This is a genomic window from Micromonospora sp. NPDC049497 (genome assembly GCF_044465805.1).
Classification (GTDB): domain Bacteria; phylum Actinomycetota; class Actinomycetes; order Mycobacteriales; family Micromonosporaceae; genus Micromonospora.
The window spans coordinates 130,797-154,241 of the sequence record NZ_JBITMC010000006.1; the positions used below are offsets into that span (position 1 = coordinate 130,797).

Below are 23,445 nucleotides of genomic sequence, written 5' to 3' on the forward strand. Positions count from 1 at the left end.
CGGTACGGCGGGTTCAGGCGACGAGCAGTCGGAGGCCGAGATCCGCCGCGTCGAGATCGACGAGGTCCCGGTTGCGTTCCGCCCACCGACCGGAGGCGAGGTCGGCGCGGAGGCGGTGCACCGCCCTCTGCTCGGCGTCCGGACCGACTCTGGCCCAGACCGACAGCCCGCGACGGACGGTCTGGTCCAGGTATGCCTCGGGCCGGCGCCAGTAGGCCTCGAAGAAGCCGTCGACGCAGTCCCACGGGACGGGCACCGGCTCCACGCGGGCTCCGATCGCACCGGCCAACCCGGTCAGCGAAGGCCGGCCGACCATGAGGTCGGCGACCTCGGGGAGGTAGTCGCGGGTGAGCCAGAACCGGCCGATCCAGCCGGCGTCCGTGGTGTCGTGCGTGAGCACCACCACGCGGCGGGCGACACGCCGCATCTCGCGCAGGCCCGCGATCGGGTCCTGCCAGTGATGGATGGTGGCGACAGCCATCGCCGCGTCGAAGGACCGGTCCTCGAACGGCAGGCTGTCCGCGGCGGCGGCCACGCACGGCGCGGCGCCGGCGGGGCGCTGATCCCGCATGAGCGCCGACGGTTCCACCGCGGTGACGGCACGGTCGGCGGGTTCGTAGGAGCCGGTACCGGCCCCGACATTCACCACCGTCCGCGCGTCGCCGAGCGCGGCCCAGATCTGTGCGGCGATCCGCGGCTCGGTGCGCCGCGTCACGGTGTACGTGGCTCCGATGGTGTCGTACAACTGGCCGCTGGACATGTCCGTCTCCCCGCCTTCACCGGGCCCGCGCCGCGCACGGGCCGGACGTCGCTGCCCTGGAGACTAGTTCCCCGGCGCACCAACTCACCACGACGTCACCCCCGTCGGAGCGGGGTCGGTGGGCCGTGACCACGTCCCACCGACCCCGTTCGCCTACGGCGTCGGGTACTCCGTCACGTACACGGGTGCGCCCACGCGGGTCGTGTCGGCGGGACCGCCCACACCGTTGACGACGTGGTCGATCGTGCCGGCGCTGAGGTTGACGGTCATGATGTGCCGCAGCCGGACACCGGGCGTCTCCGGGACCTCGAAGCCGTTCTCGGTGTGGATCGACGGGTTGTTCTGGTTGAACACGTAGACCCCGCCGCCGTGCAGGGTGTGCGTCCGCACGTGGTCGCCGACCTTGTAGCCGGCCCAGCCCTGCACGTCGCCGTTCATCCAGTCCGCCTGCGTCGGCGGGTCGTACGGCAGTTCGTTCTGGTAGAGCACGGTGGTGCCCCGTTCGCCGTTCCAGACGGTGTTGTGGCGCTGGAAGTGCTCGACGAAGAGCCCGGTGGCGGTCACGTCGTCGCCGTTGATCACCGCGCCGTACCGCCCGGTGTTGGTCCGCCAGCGGTCGGTGTCACCGTTGACGCCCTCGGTGAATCCCTCGACACCGTGGTCGCCGCGCCACACCCAGGTGTGGTCGATCAGCACGTGGTCGGCGTTGACCTGCAGCGCGGTGTCGGCCCGGCCGACGTGCGGACCGCCGACCCGGAAGTACACGTCGGACAGCGTGAGGGGGTTGACCGGCGTGCTGGCGTTGCGGCCGTGCTCGCGGCCCACCCGCAGCAGCACCGGCGACTCGGTGGCGCCGGCGTCGATCGTGACACCGGCGACGACCACGCCGGGGACCCCGGCGACGTCCAGCGGGATCGCGCCGTCGACGGCGGTCAGCGTGGCGTGCCCGAGGCCGAGGACCACCGTGTCCGGTCGCCGCACGTGGATGCTGCGGTCGACGTCGTAGACACCGGGGGTGAGCAGGAGATGCTTGCCGCGGGCCAGCTCCCGGTTGATCGTCTTCACCGGGTCCGACGGCCGTGCTACGTGGAAGTCCGACAGCGGGATGGTGCGTCCCGGGGTGATGCCACCGGACCAGCTGGTGCCGCGGGTGTCCCGCGCGGCGGCGGGAACCCGTACGGCGTACCGACCCCGCTCGTCGACGAACAGGTACGGCTTCTCGCGGCTCAGCGGGGTGGTGGGCAGCGTCGTGTACGGCGGGTCGGGGAAGGTGGCGTCGTCCGGGGCGCCGACCACGCCGGAGAAGACCTGGTTCCACACGCCGTTGGACCAGCCGGCGACCTCGCTGTTGCGGGTCAGCCACTGCTGCTGGGACCCGTTGACGGTGGACGGAAGTTTCGAGTCGGCGATGAAGCCGCCGCTGGCGTACTGCGGACCGGCGGTGCAGTAGTCCATCAGGGAGAACGTGCCGCCGCTGACCGCCACCCGGCGTACCGACACCGCCTGGGAGACGGCCCAGAAGTTCGCCGAGGACCGGCAGCCGTCCTGACCGGCGGCGTTGACGTTGATCGAGAGGTTCGACAGCGTGCGCCAGAAGTTGACCAGGGCGATGCAGTTGCCGGTGCCGCCGTCGGCCAGGCACCGGTTGTAGACCTCGACCTTGCCGTTGATGACGACGTCGGTGGGGGAGGCGCCGAGGCCGGAGATCTCGGTGTAGTAGCCGACCTTGATCTGGAGCGGCTGCTCGGGGGTGCCGTACGTGCCGGGCTTGAACAGGTACGCGTACCGCTCGGTGCCCATCTCGTTGTCGACCTGCCGGGCGTGGGTGGCGTCGAGGGTGGCCTGGATCTGGTCGACCGGCATGCTCGGGTCGAAGACGGTGACGTGCGGCCCGAGGTCGGTCGGCGCGCCGGGACGCGGGTACGCGCTCGCGGCCCCACCGACCGTCGGGGTGACGGCGGCGAGCACCAGGCCGAGCACGAGCGCGCGGGCCACGCGCCGTCGGGCGGGACCTCCCGGCGGGGAGGGGTGGTTCGTCATGGGTGGTGGGTCCTTTCGCTGGCGCGGGCGGCTGAGAGAGCGCTCTCTCGACGAGTCGGCCGCCGTCGGGACGGGGAGGAACGTGGATGGGGTCTTTCTACCCCGTCCGGCGGTCCCGCGCCAGGTCGGGGTGCCCCGATCCGACCGACCACACAGGCCATTGATTAATTGCCATTTAACAATTAATGTCCCCGACATGCCGCTCACCAGGGCGGACACTGTTGGGAGGAAACGTGACACGACCGCGTTCTGTCCTCGCCGTGGCGGGGGCAGCCGCAGCGGCCCTCGCGGCGACGACCGCGCTGACCGCACCGGCGTCGGCGGCCCCGGTGCCGTCGGCGGCGGCACCGTCCGCCGACAGCACCACCGGCGAGTACATCGTGAAGTTCCGGGCCGGTGCCGACCGCGGCGCCGCCCTCCGCCAGCTCGGCGGACGGTTCGGGATCAACCTGACCGAGGTCCGCCAGCTCGCGACCGGCGCCCACGTGGTCCGGGCCAGCGGGCGCACCACCGGCCTCCTCCGGGCGCTCGCCCTGCGCGGCGACGTCGAGTACGCCGAGCCGGACACCCCCATGTACGCGCTGTCCACCCCGAACGACCCGAGCTACCCCCAGCAGTGGCACTACTACGAGGCGACGGGCGGCATCAACGCCCCGACGGCCTGGGACACGGCCGCCGGCACCGGCGTGGTCGTGGCGGTCCTCGACACCGGCCGCACCGCCCACCCGGACCTGGACGCCAACACCGTGGCCGGGTACGACTTCATCAGCACCTCGACGAACTCCCGGGACGGCAACGGCCGGGACGCCAACCCGCAGGACGAGGGCGACTGGAACGCCACCGACGGCGAGTGCGGCCTCGGCTCGAAGGCCAAGAACTCCAGCTGGCACGGCACCCACGTGGCCGGCACGATCGCCGCGGTGAGCAACAACGGCGTCGGCGTGGCCGGTGTCGCCCCCAACGCCCGCGTCCAGCACGTCCGCGTGCTCGGCAAGTGCGGTGGCTCCACCTCTGACATCGCCGACGCCATCGTCTGGGCCTCCGGCGGTTCGGTTCGCGGCATCCCGGCCAACCCCACGCCGGCGAAGGTCATCAACATGAGCCTCGGCGGCAGCGGCGCCTGCAGCCGGACGTACCAGAGTGCCATCACGTCGGCGGTGCGCCGCGGCGCGACGGTCGTCGTCTCGGCCGGCAACAGCAACGCCAACGCCAGCGGCTTCAGCCCGGCCAGCTGCGCCGACGTCGTCACCGTGGGGGCGCTCGACCGGGAGGGCAACCGCGCCTTCTACTCCAACTACGGCACCGCCGTCGACGTCTCCGCGCCCGGTGGCGAGGTGCGGCGGGAGACCGACCCGGCCGGCACGAAGACCACGCCGGAGAACGGCGTGCTGTCCACGATGAACGCCGGCACGACCACGCCGGGCAGCGCCAGCTACACGGCGTACATGGGCACCAGCATGTCGGCGCCGCACGTGGCCGGCATCGCTGCGCTCATGCTCGGCAAGCGGCCGACGCTGACGCCGTCGGGCGTCGAGTCGGCCCTCAAGGCCAACGCCCGGGCGATCCCGGGCACCTGCTCCGGCGGATGCGGTGCGGGCCTGGTGGACGCCGCCGCCACCGTCGGCGCCGTCTGACCCCGCCGGCTCCTCCGGCGTACGCGTAGCGCACGGCACCCCTTCCGGCTCCACGACGGGCCGGGAGGGGTGCCGTGTCCGCGGTCAGCCCTGACGTGCCTTCTGGCGCCGGTCGCTCTTGTTGATGACGAAGGTGCGCCCACGGCGGCGTACCACGATCGAGTTCATCTTGTTCTTCAACCCCCGCAGGGAGTTCCTGACCTTCATCGCCTTCCGTCCCATCTCCGGTGATCCGGGCAGCGGTCGCCCCGTGCGGGACCCCGGCCGTCGGTGCCGGCGTCCGGTCCCCGCACGCCTACCCGCCGACGTCCGGGTCACACCGTCGGAGTCCCGACCGGATCCCGGTGGGGGACGGTCAGGCCGCAGCCGGTCGGATGACGGTGAACACCGCACCCGCCGGGTCGGCGAGCGCGGCCACCCGCCCGGTCGGCACGTCGTTCGGCGGCACCACCACCCGGCCACCGCGACTCCCGGCCCGCCCGGCCACCTCGTCCGGGTCGGCCACCGCGACGTAGACCATCCAACCGGTGGGCAGCACGCCCGCCAGCGGCGGGGGCAGCGCCAGCCGGCCGGCGACCGGCCGTCCACCGGCGACCAGCAGCGCGTACGAGTCGTCGGGCGCGCCGGGCGGCACGGTGGCGTGCAGGGCGAGGGCGTCGGCGAGGAACCGGTCGGCGTCGGCGGGGGCGGAGGTCATGTACTCGTACCAGGCGGGCCGTCCCGGTCCCGGCGCGACGACGGTGTCGCCGGCGTCGAGCCGGAAGGCGCCGCCGAGGGGGTCGTGCACCTCGTCGCCCTCGACGCGCGCCCCGGCGCGGGTCGCCGCCGCGCGTGCGGCCCGCGCGTCGTCGGTGGTGAACCGGGTCCACCAGCGGGCCGGACCGGCACCGGCGCGCAGCCCGGCCGCCGGTACGCCGTCGGCGTGGGCCGTGGACCCGTCGGCGTCGTACGTCCAGCCGAAGAGGTCGGTGTAGAACTCCCGGGCGGTGCCGAGGTCGGGCGTGACGAGGTCGATGCCAGAGGGGACGACGACCGGGGTGGGTGCTGCGTTCACCAGATCTCCAGGGGTCAGGGGTCGCGGGGACGGGGCACGGCGGCGGTGTGCCGCCGGTCGCGCAGGTGGTCGAGCAGGTCCTCCAGCGGGACCGGGCGGCCCAGGTGGAAGCCCTGGCCGGCGTCGACGCCCAGCCGCCGCAGCGCCGGCACGAGCTCGGCCCGCTCGACCGACTCGGCGACCGTGCGCATGCCCAACCCGTGCGCGGCGCGGACGACCGCGTCGATGAGCACCGGGTCCGCGCCGCCCCGGTCGGCCTGCCGGACGAAGTCGCCGGCGATCTTCACGGTGCTGAACGGCAGGTGCTTGAGGTAGGAGAACGAGCCGAACCCGGCCCCGAAGTCGTCCAGGCTCAGCCGGCAGCCCGCGTCCCGCAGGGCGCCGGCCAGGTTGCGGACGGCCGCCACGTTGGTGATGGCGGCCGTCTCGGTGACCTCGACCCCCAGCCGGCCCGGTTCGACGCCGGCCGCGCGCAGCACGCCCACCACCCAGTCGCCGAAACCCGGCGACTCCATCGACCGGGCGGAGATGTTGACGTCGAAGCAGGTACCGGCGGCGGCGACGGCCGGGTCGGCCAGCGCCGTCGTGGCGGTGGCGACCACCCACCGGTCGAGGTCGCCGATGAGGTCGTCCCGCTCCACCGTGGGCAGGAAGTCGGCCGGCGGCAGCGGCGGCTGCCGGCCGTCGTGCAGCCGGATGAGCAGCTCGTGGCTGACCACCGCGCCGGTCGTCAGGTCGACGATCGGCTGGGCGTCGAGGTGCATCCGGTGCTGGTCGAGCGCGTCGCGGACCCGGGTCACCACGTTGACCCGCTGCACGGCGTGCCGGTACTGCTCGGGCAGGTAGAGCCGGGCCCGGTTGCGGCCGGCGTCCTTGGCCTCGTACAGGGCCAGGTCGGCGTGGGCGAGCAGCGTGTCCCGGGTGACGCCGGGCCCGACCGGTGCGGCGCCGATGCTCAGGGTGACCCGCAGCCCCGCGCCGGCCAGCGGCACCGGCGTACGCGCGGCGACGTCGCACAGGCTCTCCGCGACGGCCAGAGCGTCACCGGCCGGGGTGCGGGGGAGGACGACCGCGAACTCGTCACCGCCCAGCCGGCCCAGCACGGTGCCCGTCGGCAGGTGGCGTACGAGCAGCCGCGCCAGGACGCGCAGCACGTCGTCGCCCACCACGTGCCCGTGGACGTCGTTGATGTCCTTGAAGTTGTCGATGTCGATGAGCAGCAGCGCACCGGGCGACTCCCCGGCCGCGCCGATGAGGTCGTCGAGGCGGGCGAGCAGGGCCCGCCGGTTCGGCAGGTCGGTCAGCGGGTCCCGCTCGGCCAGCCGGATCAGCTCGTCCTGGACCTGCCGCATCTCGGTGATGTCGTGCGCGGTGCCCAGCACCCGGACGGGAGCGCCGGACGGATCGGTGAACACCTCGCCGTAGCACTCGAAGACGCGCAGCGTGGTCCGGTCCGACAGGTACATCCGGTGCGTGTAGGCGAACGGCCCGCCGACGCCCAGCGCCGTCTCCAGTGTCCGTCCGATCAGGGCGACGTCGTCGGGGTGCAGCAGTTCCCGGTACGACGCGTAGTCCAAGGCGGTGCCCGGCGGGAAGCCGAACATCTGCAACAGCACGTCGGACCAGATGACGTGGCCGGTCGCCACGTCCCACTCCCAGGTGCCCACCTTGGCCAGTTGCTCGATGTGGGCCAGCCGCCACCGGTAGTTGCGTCCCCAGTCGCGCTCGCGCCGCTCCACGCTGACGTCGCGTACCTCGTACAGGCGCAGCGGCTGCCCGTCGTGACGCACGTCGTGGCAGCGCACGCGCAGCCACCGGGTGTCGCCGTCGGCGAGCGGCCACGGCACGTCGACCGCCGGGCCGTCGGGTTCCGCCCGGGACAGCGGCAGCTCCTCCGGCCGTACGCCGAGGCGACGGGTGGCCACGTTGGACCAGAGGCAACGACCGTCGGGGGCGATCACGGTCAGGGCGGTGGAGGTGACGTCGGCGGCGACGGCCGGCAGTGTGCTCACCTGTGGCCACCCCAATCTCCGCCGGTCGCGCGGCGCTGTCCCGACGTCGACGCACGGTCATCCGATCGCGACGCGGAGTCTACCCACGAGAACGGCCGGACGGCGTGCCGTGTGCCTGGCACAAACAACCACCGGCGTCCATCTCCGGCAACCCGCCATACGGGTGTCCGTCGGCGCGGTGGCGCATATGCGTCCGACACGTGGCGTCCGGTGGCGGCCCCGGGGGATCATCGGGGACAGCGAGGCGGCGGTCGAACGAATGAGGTGTGCCGTGGTTGTCGAACCGAACGACGCCCGTGCGGGACAGTCGTACGCGATGGAGGTCGCCGACGGCTCGTACCGGTGGTATCTGGTGGCAGCGAGGCGTTCCCGCCGCTCGCACCGGATATCCGAACTCACCACTGTGCTGTTCTCGGCGGCCATCCCGCTCGCGGCGCTGCTCGTGCCCACCCGCCCGCAGATTCCCGCGATTCTCGGATCGCTCCTGGTGGTCGTGGCCGGCTTCCGCGCGGTGTTCGGCTGGCACGAGAACTACCTGCGGTTCAGCCAGGCGCGGGAGGCGGTGGAGGAACAGCGCCGGCTCTACCGTGTCGGCGCGTCCCCGTACGACGATCCCGCCTCCCGTGACGCCGAACTGGTCAAGGCCGTCACACGCATTGAAGGCGATGAGATGGTGCGGTGGGCGCAGATCGCGCAGGAACGCATGGATCCGGGTCGGTCGCTGCCGAGCTGACCAGCGCAGTCGGATATCAGCAGTCGTCTTCCGAACAACCGTTTGTTTTAATCGAGGAAGTGAGGCTATTTCGCCGCGCCAGGGGGCTCCATGCCGGTCAGCGACGCGTCAGTTCACCCGACCCGCCCGACCACCGGATGTTCCGACGGCGCGACGGCCCCGACCCCACTCGATGACGAGGTGGGTCTCGATGTTCTCTCCCATCATCTGCGCGAGGCGGCTCGCCGCCGCCGTGAGCGGGTGCCGTTGGAGCCGGTGGCGCCGTGGGACTCGGCGATCTGAGTCGGCCGCTCCCGTTCCGGCAGTTCGTGGTGAAGATCCACGGCTGGTGTGACCTGGCCTGCGACTACTGCTACGTCTACGAGCACGTCGACCAGAGCTGGCGGGGCCGCCCGCGGGCGATGTCGGATGCCGTGGTCGACGCGACGGCGGAACGGATCGGCGCCCACGTCCGCGCCCACGACCTGCTCTCGGTCCGCGTCATCCTGCACGGCGGTGAGCCGCTGCTGGCCGGGGTGGCTCACCTGCGGCGCACCGTGGACGCCGTCCGCGCCGCCGTGCCGGCCGGCGTCGACGTCGGTGTCTCCGTCCAGACCAACGGGGTCCGGCTGGACCGTGAGTTCCTGGAGCTCTTCCGCGACCGGGGTGTGCGGGTGGGGGTGAGTCTCGACGGCGGGCTGCCCGCGCACAACCGGCGCCGCCGCTCCGCCGACGGTCGGGAGAGTTTTCCCCGGGTGGCGCGGGCCCTCACCCTGCTCGGTGCCGAGGAGTACCGGGCGGTCTTCGGCGGCATTCTCTGCACCATCGACCTCGCGAACGATCCGCTGGAGGTCTACCGCGGCCTCCTGGCGTTCGCCCCGCCGTTGATCGACCTCCGACTGCCGCACGGGAACTGGGCCCATCCGCCACCCGGCCACGACCCGCGCCGCATCGCGACGCCGTACGCCGACTGGTTGCTCCCGGTGTTCGACGAGTGGTACGCCGCGCCTCGGCGGACCGTCGGCATCCGTCTCTTCGACTCGATCATCCAGATGCTCCTCGGCGGACCCAGCGGCACCGAGGAGATCGGCACCACCCGCACCGGCGCCGTCGTGGTCGACACCGACGGCAGCATCCAGGGCAGCGACACGCTGAAGACCACCCTTCCCGGCGCGCCGGAGACCGGCCTGAACGTACTCGCCGACTCGTTCGACGACGCCCTGGTCGTGCCGTCCGTCCGCGCGGAGCAGCGCTCGACGCGGACCGTGCCCGCGGCGTGCGCCGGCTGCGACGTGGTGGACGTCTGCGGTGGGGGGCTGTACGCGCACCGCTTCCACCCGTCCAACGGATTCGCCAACCGGTCGGTCCACTGCCGGGACCTCCTGCGGGTCATCCGGTACGTGCGGGGGCGGGTGGGGGCGGACCTCGCCGCACGGTCCGCCCCGCCGACGCTCCGGCCGCTCACATGAGGAACGGCTCGATGTCGAGGTCGACCCGGCGCTTCTGCCGCCCGAGTTCGGTGATGGGATGCTCGGCGCCGAGCACCTGCGCCGCGTACGCCACGGCGTCGTTCCAACTCGTCTGGTCGTAGTCGCCGGCGGAGATCCGGCCCACGGCGACGTTGAGCATCGCGCCGATCAGGGCGATGTTCTCCGGACGCAGCGCCGCGTGCAGGATGTCGTACGCCCGCTCGTCGGTGCGCCTGGCGTACTCGAGGTCGCCGACGGCGTTCGCGGCGTTCGCCACGTTCACCAGGGCCAGCGCGGTGATGGTGTGCGCCGCGCCGAGCACCTCCTCGAAACCCGCCGCCGCCTGGTCGGCCATGCGCCGGCCGCCTGCCACGTCCCCGGTGCGGCGGGTGAAGACACCGAGGTTGTTGAGCGCGACCAGGTACAACGGATGCTTCGGGTGGAGCAACTCCCGGTAGGCCCGCTCCGCGTCGGCGGCCAGCCGTCGGGCGACGTCGTCCTGACCCAGGTCGGACGCCACGTTCGCGCGTTCCAGGCGGCACGCCACGGTCGACGGGTGCCCGGTGCCCAGCAACCGCTCGTAGCGCGGCAGCGCCGTGTCGAGCAGGGAGGCGGCGAACCGGGTCTCGCCCAGCCAGCGCAGGGTCGTGGCGAGGTTGCGCATCGACCGCAGGGTGTCACGGTGTTCCTCGCCGAGGACTGTCTCGCGGGCCTTCCAGGTCGCCTCCAGGGTCTGCCGGGATCCCTGGAGGTCGCCGGTGTCCCGCTGGTCGGTGCCGAAGGCGTCGGCGGAGGAGAGGGTGAACGGGTGCCGCTCGCCGAGCAGTCGCCGCCGCTTGTTCCACGTCCTGCGGTCCAGGCGCTCCGCTTCGGCGTAGTTGCCGGCCAGCCGCATGGTCAGGGCGTAGTTGTTCGCGGCCATCAGCGCGCGCGGGTGGTCCTCGCCGAGCACGACCGGGATGAGCGCGTACGTCTTCGCCTCGCGGTCCTTCGCCTCCGCCCATCGGCCCTGCTCCCGCAGGTCCTGTGCGTAGCTGCCGGCCACCATGAGCGTGTACGGGTGGTCGTCGCCCACGACCCGGGTGAACCGCTGGAGCACGTCGTGGTCGATCTCGTACGCGCTGCCCATCCGTCCCAGGTCCCGAATGATGTTGGCGTACTGGAAGCGCAGGAGCAGCGTCGGCACGTCGTCGGGGTCGTCGAACAGGTCGGCCCAGGAGGCCAGGGCGCGGTCGGCGAGATGCTCGCCGCCGGCGTAGTAGCCGCGGAGTCGCAGGTAGCGGACCAGATCGACGATGAGCTGACGGACCGCCGGGGCCTTCGACGTCACCGCGTCGAGCGCGTCGACGTGCGGTCGTAAGGCCTCGTACAGGGGCCAGTTGTCGGCGTTGTCGGCGTCACCCGGGTTCACGTCCGCGAGCGCCTCCTGGGCGATGCGCCGGCTCGCGGCGCGTTCGTCGGGACTGAGACCGTGCCGGATCACCTGCTGCGTGAGCACGTGCATGCTGATGCTGTGGTTGGCCGGGTCGGACTTGATCAGGCCGAACCGGCCGATGTGCTGGATCAGCCTGCTGAGCAGCAGAGGATCGCGCAGCGCGGCGTCATGCTCGGCGAGCAGCGCGCCGATCCGCTCGGACTTCAGGATGGCGGTCGGGATCGGGTTCGGCGCGAGGAAGGCGATCAACTCGACGAGCCGAGCGGCTGCCGGGCTGCGCCGCCGCAGGGACTCCATCGCCACCGAGAACGTCGCGGTGATCGGCGCGTCGTACCCGGGCACCTGGAGTGCCTCGGCGACGTGCTCGTCCAGCAGCCGAAGGTACTCCGGGAGCGTGCCGGCGGTGCTCGCCAGCCAGTAACCGGCCGTCTCCACCGCCGCGGGCAGGTCACCGAGCCGCTTCGCCAGCGCGCCGGCCTCGGCCGGGGTCAGCTCGGCCCCGCGCCGGGCCAGCAACGCGACGCTCTCCTCGCGGTCGAAGACATCGACCGGGATCTCGCTCGTCGTCCGGGACCAGGCCTGGTCCCGCGTCGTCACGATGGTGTCGCCCGGACCGGTCGGCACCATGTCCAGCAGCTCGCCCGGGTCCTCGGCGTTGTCCAGCACGACGAGCCAGCGGGACTCGGAGTCCCGATCGCGCAGGGCGCGCAGGACCGTCTCGACCCGGTCGATCCCCTCCTGGCGCGGCGGCAGCTCCAGCACCTCGCCCAGCGCCTCGAAGCCGGCGGTGACCTGCTCGACGCTGCCCGCCGAGATCCACCACACGACGTCGTACGTCGCGGCGAAGCGGTAGACGTACTCCAGCGCGATCTGGGTCTTGCCGACGCCGCTCATGCCGACCAGGGCGACGGCCGTCGACCCGTTGAGGTCGAGCAGGCGGTCGCGCAGGTCCTCGACGGTCGCCTCGCGCCCCACGAACGCCGTGTTGCGCCGGCTGGGCACCCGCCAGTGCCGGGTGTGCTCCGCGGGGTAGCGGATCCGGAAGGTCTTCCCGCCGGCCGTCCCCGGTGGGGTGTAGCGGATTCCGAGCGCGGTGAAGGCGGCCGGTACCGCGTCCTCGGCACGGAGGCTGGGAAAGTCGACGGAGCCGGCGACCGAGGCCGGCATCGGCAGGGCGGGGCCGTTGATCCGCATCGGCACGACGAGGTCACCCGGCCGCAGGTCGGCCCGGTCGATCTCGCGCCGCCAGTACCGCTCGGCGTCCTCGTAGGAGAGCCCGTCGTGGGAGAGCAGCACCACGACCCGGTCGACGCCGTCCAGCGGCGGTGCGTCCGGTCGCGCCGGCCCTACCAGGGTGCAGTCGTGGCCGATGCGGGTCAGCTCCTGGCCGATCCACTCGGCCCAGATCCGGTCGATCGCCGCGTAGTGCACCACCACCCGGATCGGCGCGGTGGTCGCCGTCCGCTCGAACCGCGCCAGCACGGACATCCGCTGCTTCGCCGGCGTGTCCGGTGTCTCCAGCTCCCGCCCGGCGAGGAGCTGGGTGAGCGACACGAACGCCGACAGCGGCGAGTTGGGCTCGCTCGGCCGGTCACCGAAGACCGCCAGGATCTCCTCGTACGCGTAGTACGGCTTGTACGGGACCTCGACGAGCCTCCAGTACTGCTCGGCGTCCAGGCCGAGGGCGTCCGTGTAGGTGCGGAACTTGCGTTGCGCGTAGTCCCGGCCACGTTGGAGCTTGGCCTGCTCGCCCGGCTCGACGCGGCCCGGGAGCGGGTAGACCCGGATCGTGGGGTCCGCCCGGGTGATCGACCGGGCCACGCTCACCGCCCCGTCGACACCCTGGGTGTTGAGGGCGAAGCAGTCGACGACGGTGTCCGGCAGGGCGATGGTGCAGACGCCCGCGCTGTCGCTCAGACCGGTCCGGCTGTCGATGAGGACGAAGTCGTAGTCGCGGCGCATCCGCGCGGCGAGGGCGTCGATGAAACCCTTGCCGTTGAGGCGCTGCCAGAAGTTGTCCCAGTCGAACTTGGCGACCTTCGCCGAGTAGCGCTGGTCCTGTTTGCCGCAGGGCAGGAAGTCCAGGACACCGTCGTGCGGGAAGACCCAGTTCAGCGACATCGTCGCGCTGTCCAGCCGGGTGACGTCCTCGAACCAGGACGGCGAGCTGTCCTCGGTGACCGTGGCGGCGCTGTACCGCTGGAGCAGCTCGATCAGGCCCTCGGTGCGGCGCAGCTCGTCGTCGAGCAGGAAGGGGTGGAAGTAGCGGTGCAGCCCGGGCGACTCCAGGTCCCAGTCGACGGCGAGCACCCGGTATCCGTTGCTCGCCAGGATCCAGGCGGCGTTGGCGAGGGCCATCGTCCGCCCGCTGCCACCCTTGTAGGAGTAGAACGTGATGATGCGCCCCTGCCGTGGCTCACCGGCGGCGGGTTGCGGAACGGTACCGGACACGCCGTGGACCTCCTTGAGGATGCTGTCACGGGTCAGTTCGGGTGCAGGCGGGGCAGCTCGTGCCCGCCGCCGAGGTCCGGCGGATGCAGCGGCTCACCGTCGGACCCGGTACGCCGGTCGTCGGTGTGCCCCGTGGCGCGCTGCCGGGGAATCGGCTCCGGCGGCGGTGGGTGGGGAAAGGCCTGGGGCAGGCGGTAGAAGTCGGGGCCGGGCGTCGAGGGCGGGACGTCGTATTCGTGCGCGGTCTGCACGATCAGATCCGCGAAACGGGTCACGAACCTATGGTAGGCGTCGCGGTGTCCATCGAGCAGCATCACCTGGCGCAGACCCTCGTCGAACACGGCCGGCGACAATTCACGGTCGACGTACTGGATCGAGTCGAGCTGCTCGGGAATGCGCGTCGGCCGCCAGCGCACCGGAAACAGCGACGGGGCGGAGCGACCCGTCGAGCGTCGGTATTCCGACAGTCGGTCGGCGAATGCCTGCCATTCCCGCCCGCAGGATTCGCTGCCGAAGTACGTCGGTGAACACACGGCCACGAAGACGCGACACGTTCCCAACGCGATCCTGATCTCCTCCGACCAGTCCGCGCCGAGGCGCAGGCTCGCGATGCTGAGGAAGCCGATCGGGGCCGGGTCGCCGCGGCGCGTTCCGCGGACCGCTCGTACCTCGTCGCACAGTCGCCGGAAGAAGGCCACGACCATCGCGTCCTCGTCGTCGTTCGACTCGGCGAAACTCAGGAAGAAGACGATGCCGGAACCGGCCGTGCGCCCGGACCGGGCGACCTGACGGGACGTGGAGTTCACGGCGCGTCGAGCAACGGGCGGTTGCCCGCCGGGGCCCCCGGGGCGACCCTGCGGACGTGCGCGGAACGGAAGGTGAGGCTGCGGGCGGCCTCCAGGACCCCGCCCAGGGCCTGCCCGAACTCCTCGGTGGAGTCCGGACCGATGCGCAGCAGCGGGTCCCGCCGCCCGGACCGGCTGGCCAGCAGCCGGCCCAGCGCCACCGTCAACTGCTCCCGGGCCCGGACGGTCTCCGTGTCGGTGGCGTTGAGCGGCACGACGACCGCGATCGCCGTGCCCGGCCGCCGCTCGACCTCGGCCAGGGCGCGCCGGCCCGCGGCCAGGTGCACCAGCCAGGCGTCGACCAGCATCACGACCAGCTCGTCGTCGGCGTCGGCCTGCTCCAGCACCGCGACGATGCTCTCGATGTCGTCGACGACCTCGGCGTCGAAGAGATGGTCCGCGGCGACGGCCCGCGCCCGCACGGCGAGGGCCTGCGGATCCTCGGGAAGGTACGGTCGCCAGTCCGCACGCCGGGCGCCGTAGTAGGTGACGTCGTTCCGGACCGGCGCCATCTCGTCACGTCGACCCGCCGCCACCACGAACCGTACGGCCGGCGGAGGCGACCCACCGCCCACCACCGCGGCGTACGCGTGGTGCCCGCCGGCCGCGCGGAACGCGTCCGGCGTGGCCCGGTAGGGCAGCCGCGTCACCGCGGGGAGCACCGGATCGTCGCGGCTGACGTCGACGACGTGCCGGGCGAGCCGGTCGAGCAGTCGCCGGTAAGGGGCCCGGTTGCTCCTCAGCCGGGCCAGCGCCCGTACGTCCGAGCGGGAGGCGATGTCGGTGGTGAACTCGGCGGCGGGCAGGTCGCCGTGCAGGCCGTTCTCGCCCCACGCCACCGGCACGATGGCCGCCGGCCGGCGACCGGTGACGGTCTCGTGGTGGAGGAGTCGATTCTGGAACGTCCACCACTCGCGTCCGCAGCGCTCGGTCAGAAAGTAGCGCGGAGAGCAGATCGCGAGGAGAATCGCGCATTCGGCGAGCGCCCCGTGCGCCCGTGGTGTCCACTCGTCACCGACGATGTCGTCGTCCGTGGCGAGGTGGACCCGCCACGACGACCGGCCCCCGTCCACCCGCCGTACGGCGTCGCAGAGTTCGCCGAGGAACGCCTCGACGTAATCCGCGTCGTCGTCTGGCCGGTAGCTGAGAAGAATGGTTGCCACAGCCCCTCCGGATACGCTCGATCGGACGCGGAGGCGCGGTCTCGGCGTAGGCGCAGGACCTCCAGAGCTACATACATACAGGCATGTCCGGTGACCGCGCAATCAACCCCGTTGCCAGTTGTGGCGTACGGATACGGACCGTTCACGGATTGTCGCGTACCCGTCAGCGGCCGTCCACCGGTCCCGCCGGCCCTGCCCCCGTACCCGGGTGCGACGACCGCGCATGCGGTCGAGTCACGCGACGATGGTCACCGTCCGGGCCGGTCACTGTACTGGAGGCATGACCGACAGCGCGCATTCCGATCCGCAGCACCCCGTCCTCGTCCTCGGCGCCACCGGCCGGACCGGCCGCCGCGTGGTGCGCCGACTGGCGGCGCGGAGCCGGCCCGTGCGGGCCGGCTCCCGCACCGCCCCCGTGCCCTTCGACTGGGACGACCGGCGCACCTGGGGACCGGTCCTCGACGGGGTACGGGCCGTCTACCTCTGCTACCACCCGGACCTCGGCTTCCCCGGCGCCGCCGACGCCGTCGGCTCCTTCTCCCGACAGGCCGTCGACATGGGGGTGCGGCGGCTGGTCCTGCTGTCCGGGCGCGGCGAGGAGGAAGCCCGTGCCGGCGAGGAAGCGGTACGGGCGGCCGACCCCACCTGCACCGTCGTCCGGGCGAGCTGGTTCCACCAGAACTTCAGCGAGAACTTCCTGCTCGACCCCGTGCGAGCCGGTGAGATCGTCCTGCCCGCGGGCGACGCGGCCGAGCCGTTCGTGGACGCCGACGACATCGCCGACGTCGCCGTCGCGGCGCTCACCGGGGACGGGCACGGCGGCGAGGTGTACGAGCTGACCGGCCCGCGCCTGCTGACGTTCCACGACGTCGCCAAGGAGATCAGCCAGGCCACCGGGCGGGAGGTGAGCTACGTGCCGGTCACCGCCGAGCGGTACGCCGACGTGCTGCGCCGGGAAGGCCTGCCGGTGGAGTTCGTCGACCTGTTCACGAAGATCCTCGACGGGCGCAACGCCCACCTGGCCGACGGCGTCCGGCGTGCGCTCGGCCGGGAACCCCGCGATTTCCGCGACTACGCTCGGGACACCGCCGCCACCGGCGTCTGGGGCTGACCACCCGCCGGTCGGCGTCGAGCCCGCACCGCGGGTCCGGCGCCGACCGGCGCACCGGTCAGGCCACCGAGAGCGCCACGCAGAGACAGCCGAAGGCGAGCACACAGACGGACGTACGCAGGGTGTGCCAGCGGACCCACGGCCGCTCGAAGTCCTGCCGCGTCGCGCGCGGGTCGGCCAGCCGTTCGACCGGCCCGGCCCGGTCCAGGCGGTTGTTCAGCGGGACGTTCGCCGCGACCGTGACCGCCACCGTGACCGCGTACCCGACGGCGCCGGCGAGGACCCACCAGCGCATGTCGCCGCGGTCGAGGTGCCACCAGGCGGCGGCGCCGCCGGCGACCAGCGCGCCGACGAAGACCAGACCGAACAGCGGGTTCTGGATGGCGTCGTTGACCCGCTGCATGACCCGGACGAAGGTCGCGTCGTCGACCCGGGCCAGCGCGGGAATCACCGCGACGGAGAACCCGAGGTAGAGCCCGGCCATCAGGCCCGTCGTCACCGTCGCGAGAACCAGTACCGCCGTCGCCATGTGTCTCCTCCTCCGACCAGCACCACCGTGTCGAGCCGTACGGTAGGCCGCCGGCACGGCCGGGGCCATGTCCGGGCGACTCGGTCGCATGCGTGAGCGTGCCGCGTGCCGGTGGGCGGGGTCCGCGCCCGTCTAGCATGTGGCGATGGACGCACTCGCCGCGTTGCTCGACCAGCCGAGGGCGCGGGGAGCCTTCCTGCTCCGTTCGATCCTCACCCCGCCGTGGTCGGTCCGGATCGAGGACCGGGCGCCCCTGTCGCTGGTCACGATGGTCCGTGGGCACGCCTGGATCGTGCCCGACGGCGGCGAACCGGCGCGGATCGAGCCGGGCGATGTCGCCCTGCTGCGCGGGCCCGACTGCTACACCCTCGCCGACGAGCCGGGCCGCCCGGTACGGGTCGTCGTGCACCCCGACCAACGGTGCACGAGCCCGCAGGGGCGGGACCTGGCCGAGGCGATGCGGCTGGGCATCCGGACCTGGGGAGAGGAGGACGGGGACGTCGTCATGCTCAGCGGGACGTACCAGGTCGACAGCGAGCTGAGCCGCCGGCTGCTGCGGCTGCTGCCCCCGGTCCTCACCCGTACGACGGAGGCGGCCGACGCGCCCCTGGTCGAGCTGCTGGGCCGGCACCTCGGCCGCGACGAGCCGGGTCAGGAGCTGATCCTGGACCGCCTGCTCGACCTGCTCCTGATAAGCGTCCTGCGGTCCTGGCTGTCCGGTGCGGGAGCGCCCGCCGCCGGCTGGTACCACGCGCAGCACGACCCCGTCGTGGGCCCGGCGATCCGGCTGCTGCACGCTCGGCCGTCGTACCCGTGGACGGTGGTGAACCTGGCGTCGAAGGTCGGGGTCTCCCGCGCGGCCCTGTCCCGGCGCTTCACCGCCCTGCTCGGCGAGGGCCCGATGACCTACCTGACCAACTGGCGGCTGGACCTCGCCGCCGACCTGCTGCGCGAGGACGACACCACGGTGGCGGCGGTGGCGCGGCAGGTCGGCTACGGCAGCGCGTTCGCGTTGAGCACCGCCTTCAAGCGTGTCCGGGGGGTGAGCCCGCGGGAGCACCGGCTGGCCGCCGAGACATCCGGCCACCCGGTCGCCCTCGGTGTGTGGTAGCGGCTGGTAAGGATCAGCAGCCGAGCCGCTGGCGGGCGAGGAACTTCGGTACGACCATCCGCCACGCCTCGGTGACGAGATCCGTCATGCGGTCGTGCGGCAGCGGGGTGAGACGGCAGCACACCCAGTTGAAGCGCAGGTCGGACGGGCCGGGCACGAAGAACAGGTGCGGTTCGGTGGCGACGAGGGCGTCGCGCTCCTCCTTCGGGTAACCGAAGCCCATCGTGGTCTCGTCCCGGGAGAAGGCGACGTACACGATCGACCCGACCCGGAACTTCACCCGGTCCCGGATCAGGTGTTCGCTGCTGCGGGGCAGGGTCCGCGCCAGGGCACGAACGTCCTCGACGGTGACCATGCCCCGACCGTAGCCTCCGGTGGGTGCCGCGCGGCGGTCGTCAGCGCCCGACCGGGACCGGCGCCGCGGCCGGCTCGACGGGCCGGTCCTCCGCCGGCACCACCGCCGCCTCCACCGGCACCACGGCCTCCGGCACCGCCGCCTCCGCCGGCGTCTCCGGCGGCGTCTCCGGCGTCTCGGTGGGGGTGGGGGCCGTCGGTTCGGCCGGTGCCTCGGCGGCCGGATCGGTCGAGCGGTGCGCCCCGGCCCGCCCGTCCTCCGCGCGGGCCGCTTCGGAACGCGTCGCCACCTGCGGGTACTCCGCGGTCTCGCCGCCGCCCGCGGCGGCCGCCATCACCGCCGCGGCGGCCAGGTCGGCCACCCGCTTCGCCTCCCGCTTGACCCTGGCCCGGACCTCCTTGGCGTGCTTCTCGGCGAACTCGGCGGAGCGCCGCGCCTCGTCCAGGCGGTGCAGCTCCTCGGTCAGCTCCTGCCGGGTCCGGTTGAGCCGCTGCTGCACCTGCACCAGCTCGCGCTCGGTGGTGTCGCCCTCCTGTCGTACCTGGTCCAACTGCTGCTGCGAGGTCTCCAGCTCGGACTGCAACCGGGTCAACGCCTCCCGGCGGTCCCGGAGGCCGTGCTGCACCGTGGTGAGCTGCTGCTGATGGGTGGCCGCCTGCTCCTCGGCGCGCTGCCGCACCTTCACCGCGTACTGCTGTGCCTCCGCGATCAGCGTCGCGATCTCCTGCTCGGCCGCGGTGCGCTGCGCGGCAAGCTCCCGCTCCGCCGACGCGCGCTGCTCGGCGATCTCCTGCTCGCTGGCGGCCCGCCGGTCGTTCAGCTCCCGCTCCACCGTGGCCTGCCAGCGGGTCAGCTCCTCCTGCGTCCGGGCCCGCGCGGCCTGGACCTCCTGCTGGATCTGGGTACGCGCGGAGCTGAGGAACGCCTCGGCCTCGGCGCGGGCCTGCTCGACCCTCTGCGCGCTCTGCTCGTCGATCCGGTTGGCCTCCAGGCGGGCCCGCTCGTGGGCGGCCTCGCCGGCCTCCCGCAGCTGCTCGGCCGCCGCGCGGATCTCGGCGAGCTCGGCCTGGGCGGCGGTCCGGCGCTCCTCGTCCGCCTTCTGCTGCTCCGTGCGCCGGGCGGTGAGCTCCTCCTCGAACTCGCGCGTCGTCCGGACGGCCTCCTCGCGGGCGTCGGCGAGGGTCTTCTCCGCCTCGGCCTGCAACTCGGCGGCGCGCTGTGCGGCGGTGTCACCGATCAGCTCGGCCTGCCGTTCGGCCAGGGCCAGGATCTGCTCGACCATCGGACCGAGGTCGCGGAAGGAGGCCCGGTCGACCTGCGTCGGCCGGTCACGCAGCTCGGTCGTCTCGGCTTCGAGCTGCTGGTACTCGGCGGTGAGCGTCCGCAGTCGCTCGACGGCCCGGTCCCGCTCGGCCGTCAGCGTCGACCGTTCGTTGCGCAGCTGCTCGACATAGCGGTCCACCTGCCGTTTGTCGTAGCCGCGCAGCATCGTGTCGAAGCTCGGCCGTGACGCCACGTCGTCACGTGCCGTGAACGGCTCCTCGCTGTGGGACATGAACCATCCTCCGTACGATCGCGGGCGCCCCGCCGGCGGGAGAACCGCCCCCGCAGGTCATGACGTGGCGACACGCTACCGCCGGAGTTCCGGCGATCATAGGGCCGGTCCCGTCCCTCCCGCGAGAGGCGTTCTCACGCGAGCCGGACGTCGTCCCCGTCGACGGCCACCGGGGTCTCCGGCAGCGCCACCTTGGCCGGACCGCTGCGGACCGAGCCGTCGGCGATGTCGAAGACGCTGTTGTGGCAGGCGCAGACGATCGTGCCGTCGTCGACCGAGGTGACGGTGCAGCCCTGGTGGGTGCACCGCGCGGAGAACCCCTTGATGGTCCCGGCCGCCGGTTGGGTCAGCACGACCCCCTGGTCGGCGAAGATCCGTCCACCACCGACCGGGATGTCGGCCACCCGGGCCAGCACCGGGCCCGCCCCGCCGGCCGGTGGCGCGGCGCCCTCGGCCGGCGGCGCGGTGCCGTCCGGTGTACCGGCGGCGGCGGGCGGGGGAGCCGCCGGGGCGGGCGCCGACGCCGCCCCGTACGTCTGGCAGCCGGCCAGCAGCGCCGTGACGCCGGCCGCGCCGCCGCCGGCCAGGACCGCCCGCCGGCAGGGCCGGGCGTCCCGTGGGTCGTCGCTCATCCCGTTGTCCCTCCCGGCGCGCGTCACCGCTGCACGCCGAACGTCGTGAAGTACCAGACCGACGAGGTCAACCACACCCCGATGAGTGCGGTGAAGACGACACCACCGACGACCGGCAGCACCCAGCCGGCCAGGCCGGGCTTCGGCAGGGCGAGCATCTTCGTGGTGAACACCCCGAAGAAGAAGCACCCGAGCGCCGAGTGCAGCAGCGTCCGCAGGTCGGCGTCGGCGAAGCCCAGCGCGTAGAGGCAGTGCACCGCGACCGGAACGGTCAGCAGGAACGCGATGCGTCCCGACCAGCGGTGTGTGAGGCCGGCCCAGGACGGCGAGAACCTACCCAGCCGGCCGTACATCGCCAGCGCGGAGAGCACCTGGAGGACCGCGAAGAACGCCGCCCCGGTGCCCAGCCACACCTTGACCGTCTGCGGGCTGGAGAAGCCGGCGAGGTTGACCGCGATCCCGGTCGGCGGGTGCGTGCGGCCGTAGGCGCCCAGCGCCACCGCCACGCCCGCACCGACCAGCAGGGGCACGAGGAGCGACGCCCGGCCGGCGCGGGCCGGCCCCGGGTCGGCGACGGGATCGGCGAACGGGTCGGGCAGCATCGCCACCCGTACGGTCGGCCCCGGGTCCATGGTGGCCCGCGGCCCGTTGCGGCGGTGGTCCGCCATCACCCACCGGTCCCGGTGCCCGGCACGACCGGCTCGGCGGTGATCCGGACACCGTTGACGATCGTGGTGCCGAAGGCCGGATCCAGCGGCGGCGCCGACACCGGACGGCCGTTCCAGGTCACCACGCCGGTCTGCGTGCCGTCGGGCAGCAGGATCCAGCCACCGTCCACCCCCGCGTCGCGGACCTGCGCGGTGGCCCGGTAGAGCGCCGGAGCGTTTCCGCCGGTCGCGGTGGCCGTGAACGCCCACGTCCTTCCGCGGCCCGTCACCTCACCGGTGGCCCGGTCGCCGTCGATCCGCCCGGTCAACCGGGCGCCGTCCTTCCCGGACAGATCGAGCGCGCCGCCGGTCACCGTGCCGCGCAGCCAGATCTCCAGGCTCCGGCCGTCGCAGACGTACGCCGACGCCTTGTCGCCCTTGACGGTGACGGCGATGGTCGCGCCACCGTCGAGGCGGCCGGTCCAGGTGCCGTCCACCGCCGGTGCGGGTGCCGCCGCCGACGGCGGTGCCGGTTCGGACGGCGCCGGCGGGGTGGCCGCCGGCTGCGCGCCGGGGCTCGCCGCGTCGTCGGCCGGTGGCGGGGCCTCCGGTGTCGCCCCCGACGACGGCGGACCGGCGGGCGACGCGGGGGCGGCCGTCCCCCCGACCTGGGACTGCGGCGCCGGTGGGGCGGCCTGGGCGCTCATCGTGAACAGCACGGCCGCCAGCGCGCTCCCGGTCAGCAGCGTGAGCAACGGGGTCATCCGCTTCATGGGCATCTCCCTTCCTACGGACGTACGGGTGGGAGGCCCCGGTCGTTCAACCGATTGTCGGAACCCTTTCGAACCGTGGTCGTCACGGCTCCGTGTCTATGATCGACAACTCCTGACCGTGGACATGACAAGAGCTGCCGTCCGGTTCGCCCGGACGGGGAAGTGGGGGAGCGGTGACGCGCGAGGCCCGGGCCTTCTGGCTGCGTACGCCCGGCGTCGGCGAGATCCGGCCCTGCCTCCTGCCCACCCCCGGGCCGGACGAGGTGCTGGTCCGCACCCTCTTCTCGGCGGTCAGCCGGGGTACCGAGACGCTGGTCTTCGGTGGCCACGTGCCCGCCGACCAGTACGCCGCGATGCGCGCCCCGTTCCAGGAGGGCGACTTCCCGGCCCCGGTCAAGTACGGCTACCTCAACGTCGGCCTCGTCGAGGAGGGCCCGGAGCGGCTGCGCGGCCGGACGGTGTTCTGCCTGTACCCGCACCAGAGCGCGTACGTGGTCCCCGCCGACGCGGTGGTCGTCGTACCCGATGGCGTGCCGGCGGCCCGCGCGGTCCTCGCCGGGACGGTGGAGACGGCGGTCAACGCGCTCTGGGACGCCGCGCCCCTGGTCGGCGACCGGGTCACCGTCGTCGGTGCCGGCATGGTGGGCTGCGCGGTCGCCGCGCTGCTGGCCCGCTTCCCCGGCGTACGCGTCGAGCTGGTCGACGTCGACCCGGCCCGCGCCGCCGTCGCCGCCGCCCTCGGCGTCGACTTCGCGGCCCCGGACGACGCCACCGGCGGGCGGGACCTCGTGGTGCACGCCAGCGCCAGCTCCGCGGGCCTGCAAAGGTCGGTGGACCTGCTCGCCGCCGAGGGCACCGTCGTCGAGCTGAGCTGGTACGGCGACCGCCCGGTGACGGTGGCGCTGGGCGGCGCGTTCCACTCCCGACGGCTGACGGTCCGGGCCAGCCAGGTGGGGATGGTCGCGCCGGCCCGCCGGGGCAGCCGCAGCTTCGCCGACCGGGTGGCCCTCGCCCTGGACCTGCTGGCCGACCCGGTCTTCGACGCCCTGGTCACCGGGGAGTCCCGTTTCGCGGACCTGCCCGACGTGCTGGCCCGACTGCACGCGGGCGACCTGTCCGCGCTCTGCCACCGCATCAGCTACGACGAGGAGTGAGCC

At 73.1% G+C, this 23,445-nt stretch carries 19 protein-coding genes and 1 pseudogene; 6 read left to right on the forward strand and 14 right to left on the reverse strand.

The genetic code is table 11. The features are described 5' to 3' along the window. Positions 1-13: 13 nt before the first annotated feature. Positions 14-751 (reverse strand): annotated as a pseudogene (locus ACIBR0_RS11540) (class I SAM-dependent methyltransferase); the annotation flags it as partial. Between the two features lie 162 nt (positions 752-913). Beyond that, positions 914-2,800, reverse strand: coding sequence for an adenylyl cyclase (locus ACIBR0_RS11545; RefSeq protein ID WP_396714584.1), 1,887 nt, complete (start codon positions 2,798-2,800; stop codon positions 914-916). Between the two features lie 233 nt (positions 2,801-3,033). Here ACIBR0_RS11545 and ACIBR0_RS11550 point away from each other — a divergent pair, with 233 nt between their 5' ends. Then, positions 3,034-4,434, forward strand: a complete 1,401-nt coding sequence (locus ACIBR0_RS11550; RefSeq protein ID WP_396714586.1) for a S8 family peptidase — start codon at positions 3,034-3,036, stop codon at positions 4,432-4,434. Positions 4,435-4,518: 84 nt separating this feature from the next. Here the strand turns inward: ACIBR0_RS11550 and ACIBR0_RS11555 are convergent, their stop codons facing one another. The 3 genes from ACIBR0_RS11555 to ACIBR0_RS11565 all read right to left on the reverse strand — a co-directional run bounded on the left by ACIBR0_RS11555 (position 4,519) and on the right by ACIBR0_RS11565 (position 7,500). Next, complete coding sequence (locus tag ACIBR0_RS11555) at positions 4,519-4,641, reverse strand: ribosomal protein bL36 (protein ID WP_074311439.1); 123 nt, start codon at positions 4,639-4,641, stop codon at positions 4,519-4,521. A gap of 148 nt (positions 4,642-4,789) precedes the next feature. Next, on the reverse strand, positions 4,790-5,488 hold the full coding sequence (locus tag ACIBR0_RS11560; protein WP_396714588.1) for a VOC family protein: 699 nt from the start codon (positions 5,486-5,488) through the stop codon (positions 4,790-4,792). A gap of 14 nt (positions 5,489-5,502) precedes the next feature. Beyond that, on the reverse strand, positions 5,503-7,500 hold the full coding sequence (locus tag ACIBR0_RS11565; RefSeq protein ID WP_396714590.1) for a putative bifunctional diguanylate cyclase/phosphodiesterase: 1,998 nt from the start codon (positions 7,498-7,500) through the stop codon (positions 5,503-5,505). A gap of 316 nt (positions 7,501-7,816) precedes the next feature. Between ACIBR0_RS11565 and ACIBR0_RS11570 the strand changes: the two genes are divergently transcribed. Next, the gene (locus tag ACIBR0_RS11570) at positions 7,817-8,233 is read left to right on the forward strand and encodes a DUF4231 domain-containing protein (RefSeq protein WP_396714592.1); all 417 of its coding nucleotides are present in this window, start codon (positions 7,817-7,819) and stop codon (positions 8,231-8,233) included. 263 nt (positions 8,234-8,496) lie between these two features. Then, positions 8,497-9,681, forward strand: coding sequence for an FxsB family cyclophane-forming radical SAM/SPASM peptide maturase (locus ACIBR0_RS11575; protein WP_396714594.1), 1,185 nt, complete (start codon positions 8,497-8,499; stop codon positions 9,679-9,681). Here ACIBR0_RS11575 and fxsT read toward each other — a convergent pair. The 3 genes from fxsT to fsxC are packed head-to-tail and all read right to left on the reverse strand — an operon-like array spanning position 9,674 to position 15,575. Further along, a complete protein-coding gene (gene fxsT / locus ACIBR0_RS11580; RefSeq protein ID WP_396714596.1) occupies positions 9,674-13,567 on the reverse strand; it encodes an FxSxx-COOH system tetratricopeptide repeat protein in 3,894 nt (1,297 codons plus the stop codon). The two genes, ACIBR0_RS11575 and fxsT, sit on opposite strands and share 8 nt — an antisense overlap. A gap of 32 nt (positions 13,568-13,599) precedes the next feature. Beyond that, on the reverse strand, positions 13,600-14,373 hold the full coding sequence (locus ACIBR0_RS11585) for a TIR-like protein FxsC (protein ID WP_396714598.1): 774 nt from the start codon (positions 14,371-14,373) through the stop codon (positions 13,600-13,602). Further along, positions 14,370-15,575, reverse strand: a complete 1,206-nt coding sequence (fsxC, locus tag ACIBR0_RS11590) for an FxsC protein (protein WP_396714600.1) — start codon at positions 15,573-15,575, stop codon at positions 14,370-14,372. The genes ACIBR0_RS11585 and fsxC overlap by 4 nt, the downstream gene beginning before the upstream one ends. Before the next feature lie 280 nt (positions 15,576-15,855). Here fsxC and ACIBR0_RS11595 point away from each other — a divergent pair, with 280 nt between their 5' ends. Further along, entirely contained in the window at positions 15,856-16,686 is an 831-nt protein-coding gene (locus ACIBR0_RS11595; protein ID WP_396714602.1) for a sugar nucleotide-binding protein, read from the forward strand. Positions 16,687-16,744: 58 nt separating this feature from the next. Here ACIBR0_RS11595 and ACIBR0_RS11600 read toward each other — a convergent pair whose 3' ends face one another. Next, positions 16,745-17,215, reverse strand: a complete 471-nt coding sequence (locus ACIBR0_RS11600) for a DUF1772 domain-containing protein (RefSeq protein WP_396714604.1) — start codon at positions 17,213-17,215, stop codon at positions 16,745-16,747. A gap of 145 nt (positions 17,216-17,360) precedes the next feature. Between ACIBR0_RS11600 and ACIBR0_RS11605 the strand changes: the two genes are divergently transcribed. Beyond that, complete coding sequence (locus ACIBR0_RS11605) at positions 17,361-18,326, forward strand: AraC family transcriptional regulator (protein ID WP_396714606.1); 966 nt, start codon at positions 17,361-17,363, stop codon at positions 18,324-18,326. 13 nt (positions 18,327-18,339) lie between these two features. Here the strand turns inward: ACIBR0_RS11605 and ACIBR0_RS11610 are convergent, their stop codons facing one another. The 5 genes from ACIBR0_RS11610 to ACIBR0_RS11630 all read right to left on the reverse strand — a co-directional run bounded on the left by ACIBR0_RS11610 (position 18,340) and on the right by ACIBR0_RS11630 (position 22,288). After that, the gene (locus tag ACIBR0_RS11610; RefSeq protein ID WP_396714608.1) at positions 18,340-18,681 is read right to left on the reverse strand and encodes an MmcQ/YjbR family DNA-binding protein; all 342 of its coding nucleotides are present in this window, start codon (positions 18,679-18,681) and stop codon (positions 18,340-18,342) included. Between the two features lie 40 nt (positions 18,682-18,721). Beyond that, complete coding sequence (locus ACIBR0_RS11615) at positions 18,722-20,236, reverse strand: DivIVA domain-containing protein (protein WP_396714610.1); 1,515 nt, start codon at positions 20,234-20,236, stop codon at positions 18,722-18,724. A 134-nt stretch (positions 20,237-20,370) separates the two neighbouring features. Beyond that, positions 20,371-20,868: a Rieske (2Fe-2S) protein gene (locus ACIBR0_RS11620; RefSeq protein ID WP_396714612.1), complete on the reverse strand. Its 498-nt coding sequence runs from the start codon at positions 20,866-20,868 to the stop codon at positions 20,371-20,373. A 23-nt stretch (positions 20,869-20,891) separates the two neighbouring features. Continuing rightward, positions 20,892-21,470 (reverse strand): DUF6529 family protein, encoded by a 579-nt coding sequence (locus ACIBR0_RS11625; protein ID WP_396714899.1) that lies wholly within the window; start codon positions 21,468-21,470, stop codon positions 20,892-20,894. A gap of 65 nt (positions 21,471-21,535) precedes the next feature. Continuing rightward, positions 21,536-22,288 carry a hypothetical protein gene (locus tag ACIBR0_RS11630; protein WP_396714614.1) on the reverse strand — a complete coding sequence of 251 codons (753 nt, stop codon included), beginning with the start codon at positions 22,286-22,288 and terminating at the stop codon, positions 21,536-21,538. A gap of 173 nt (positions 22,289-22,461) precedes the next feature. On the opposite strand from ACIBR0_RS11630, the gene ACIBR0_RS11635 reads away from it, so the two are divergent. Beyond that, positions 22,462-23,442, forward strand: coding sequence for a zinc-binding alcohol dehydrogenase (locus ACIBR0_RS11635; protein WP_396714616.1), 981 nt, complete (start codon positions 22,462-22,464; stop codon positions 23,440-23,442). Positions 23,443-23,445: the final 3 nt, after the last annotated feature.

What these genes read in the sequence shown, in the direction of transcription:
- ACIBR0_RS11620 (WP_396714612.1), bottom strand. Translation starts at nt 20,868, where the DNA reads ATGAGCGACGACCCACGGGACGCCCGGCCCTGCCGGCGGGCGGTCCTG.
- ACIBR0_RS11610 (WP_396714608.1), bottom strand. Translation starts at nt 18,681, where the DNA reads ATGGTCACCGTCGAGGACGTTCGTGCCCTGGCGCGGACCCTGCCCCGC.
- ACIBR0_RS11600 (WP_396714604.1), bottom strand. Translation starts at nt 17,215, where the DNA reads ATGGCGACGGCGGTACTGGTTCTCGCGACGGTGACGACGGGCCTGATG.
- ACIBR0_RS11605 (WP_396714606.1), top strand. Translation starts at nt 17,361, where the DNA reads ATGGACGCACTCGCCGCGTTGCTCGACCAGCCGAGGGCGCGGGGAGCC.
- ACIBR0_RS11595 (WP_396714602.1), top strand. Translation starts at nt 15,856, where the DNA reads ATGACCGACAGCGCGCATTCCGATCCGCAGCACCCCGTCCTCGTCCTC.
- ACIBR0_RS11545 (WP_396714584.1), bottom strand. Translation starts at nt 2,800, where the DNA reads ATGACGAACCACCCCTCCCCGCCGGGAGGTCCCGCCCGACGGCGCGTG.
- ACIBR0_RS11555 (WP_074311439.1), bottom strand. Translation starts at nt 4,641, where the DNA reads ATGAAGGTCAGGAACTCCCTGCGGGGGTTGAAGAACAAGATGAACTCG.
- ACIBR0_RS11570 (WP_396714592.1), top strand. Translation starts at nt 7,817, where the DNA reads ATGGAGGTCGCCGACGGCTCGTACCGGTGGTATCTGGTGGCAGCGAGG.
- ACIBR0_RS11615 (WP_396714610.1), bottom strand. Translation starts at nt 20,236, where the DNA reads ATGTCCCACAGCGAGGAGCCGTTCACGGCACGTGACGACGTGGCGTCA.
- ACIBR0_RS11625 (WP_396714899.1), bottom strand. Translation starts at nt 21,470, where the DNA reads ATGCTGCCCGACCCGTTCGCCGATCCCGTCGCCGACCCGGGGCCGGCC.
- ACIBR0_RS11630 (WP_396714614.1), bottom strand. Translation starts at nt 22,288, where the DNA reads ATGAAGCGGATGACCCCGTTGCTCACGCTGCTGACCGGGAGCGCGCTG.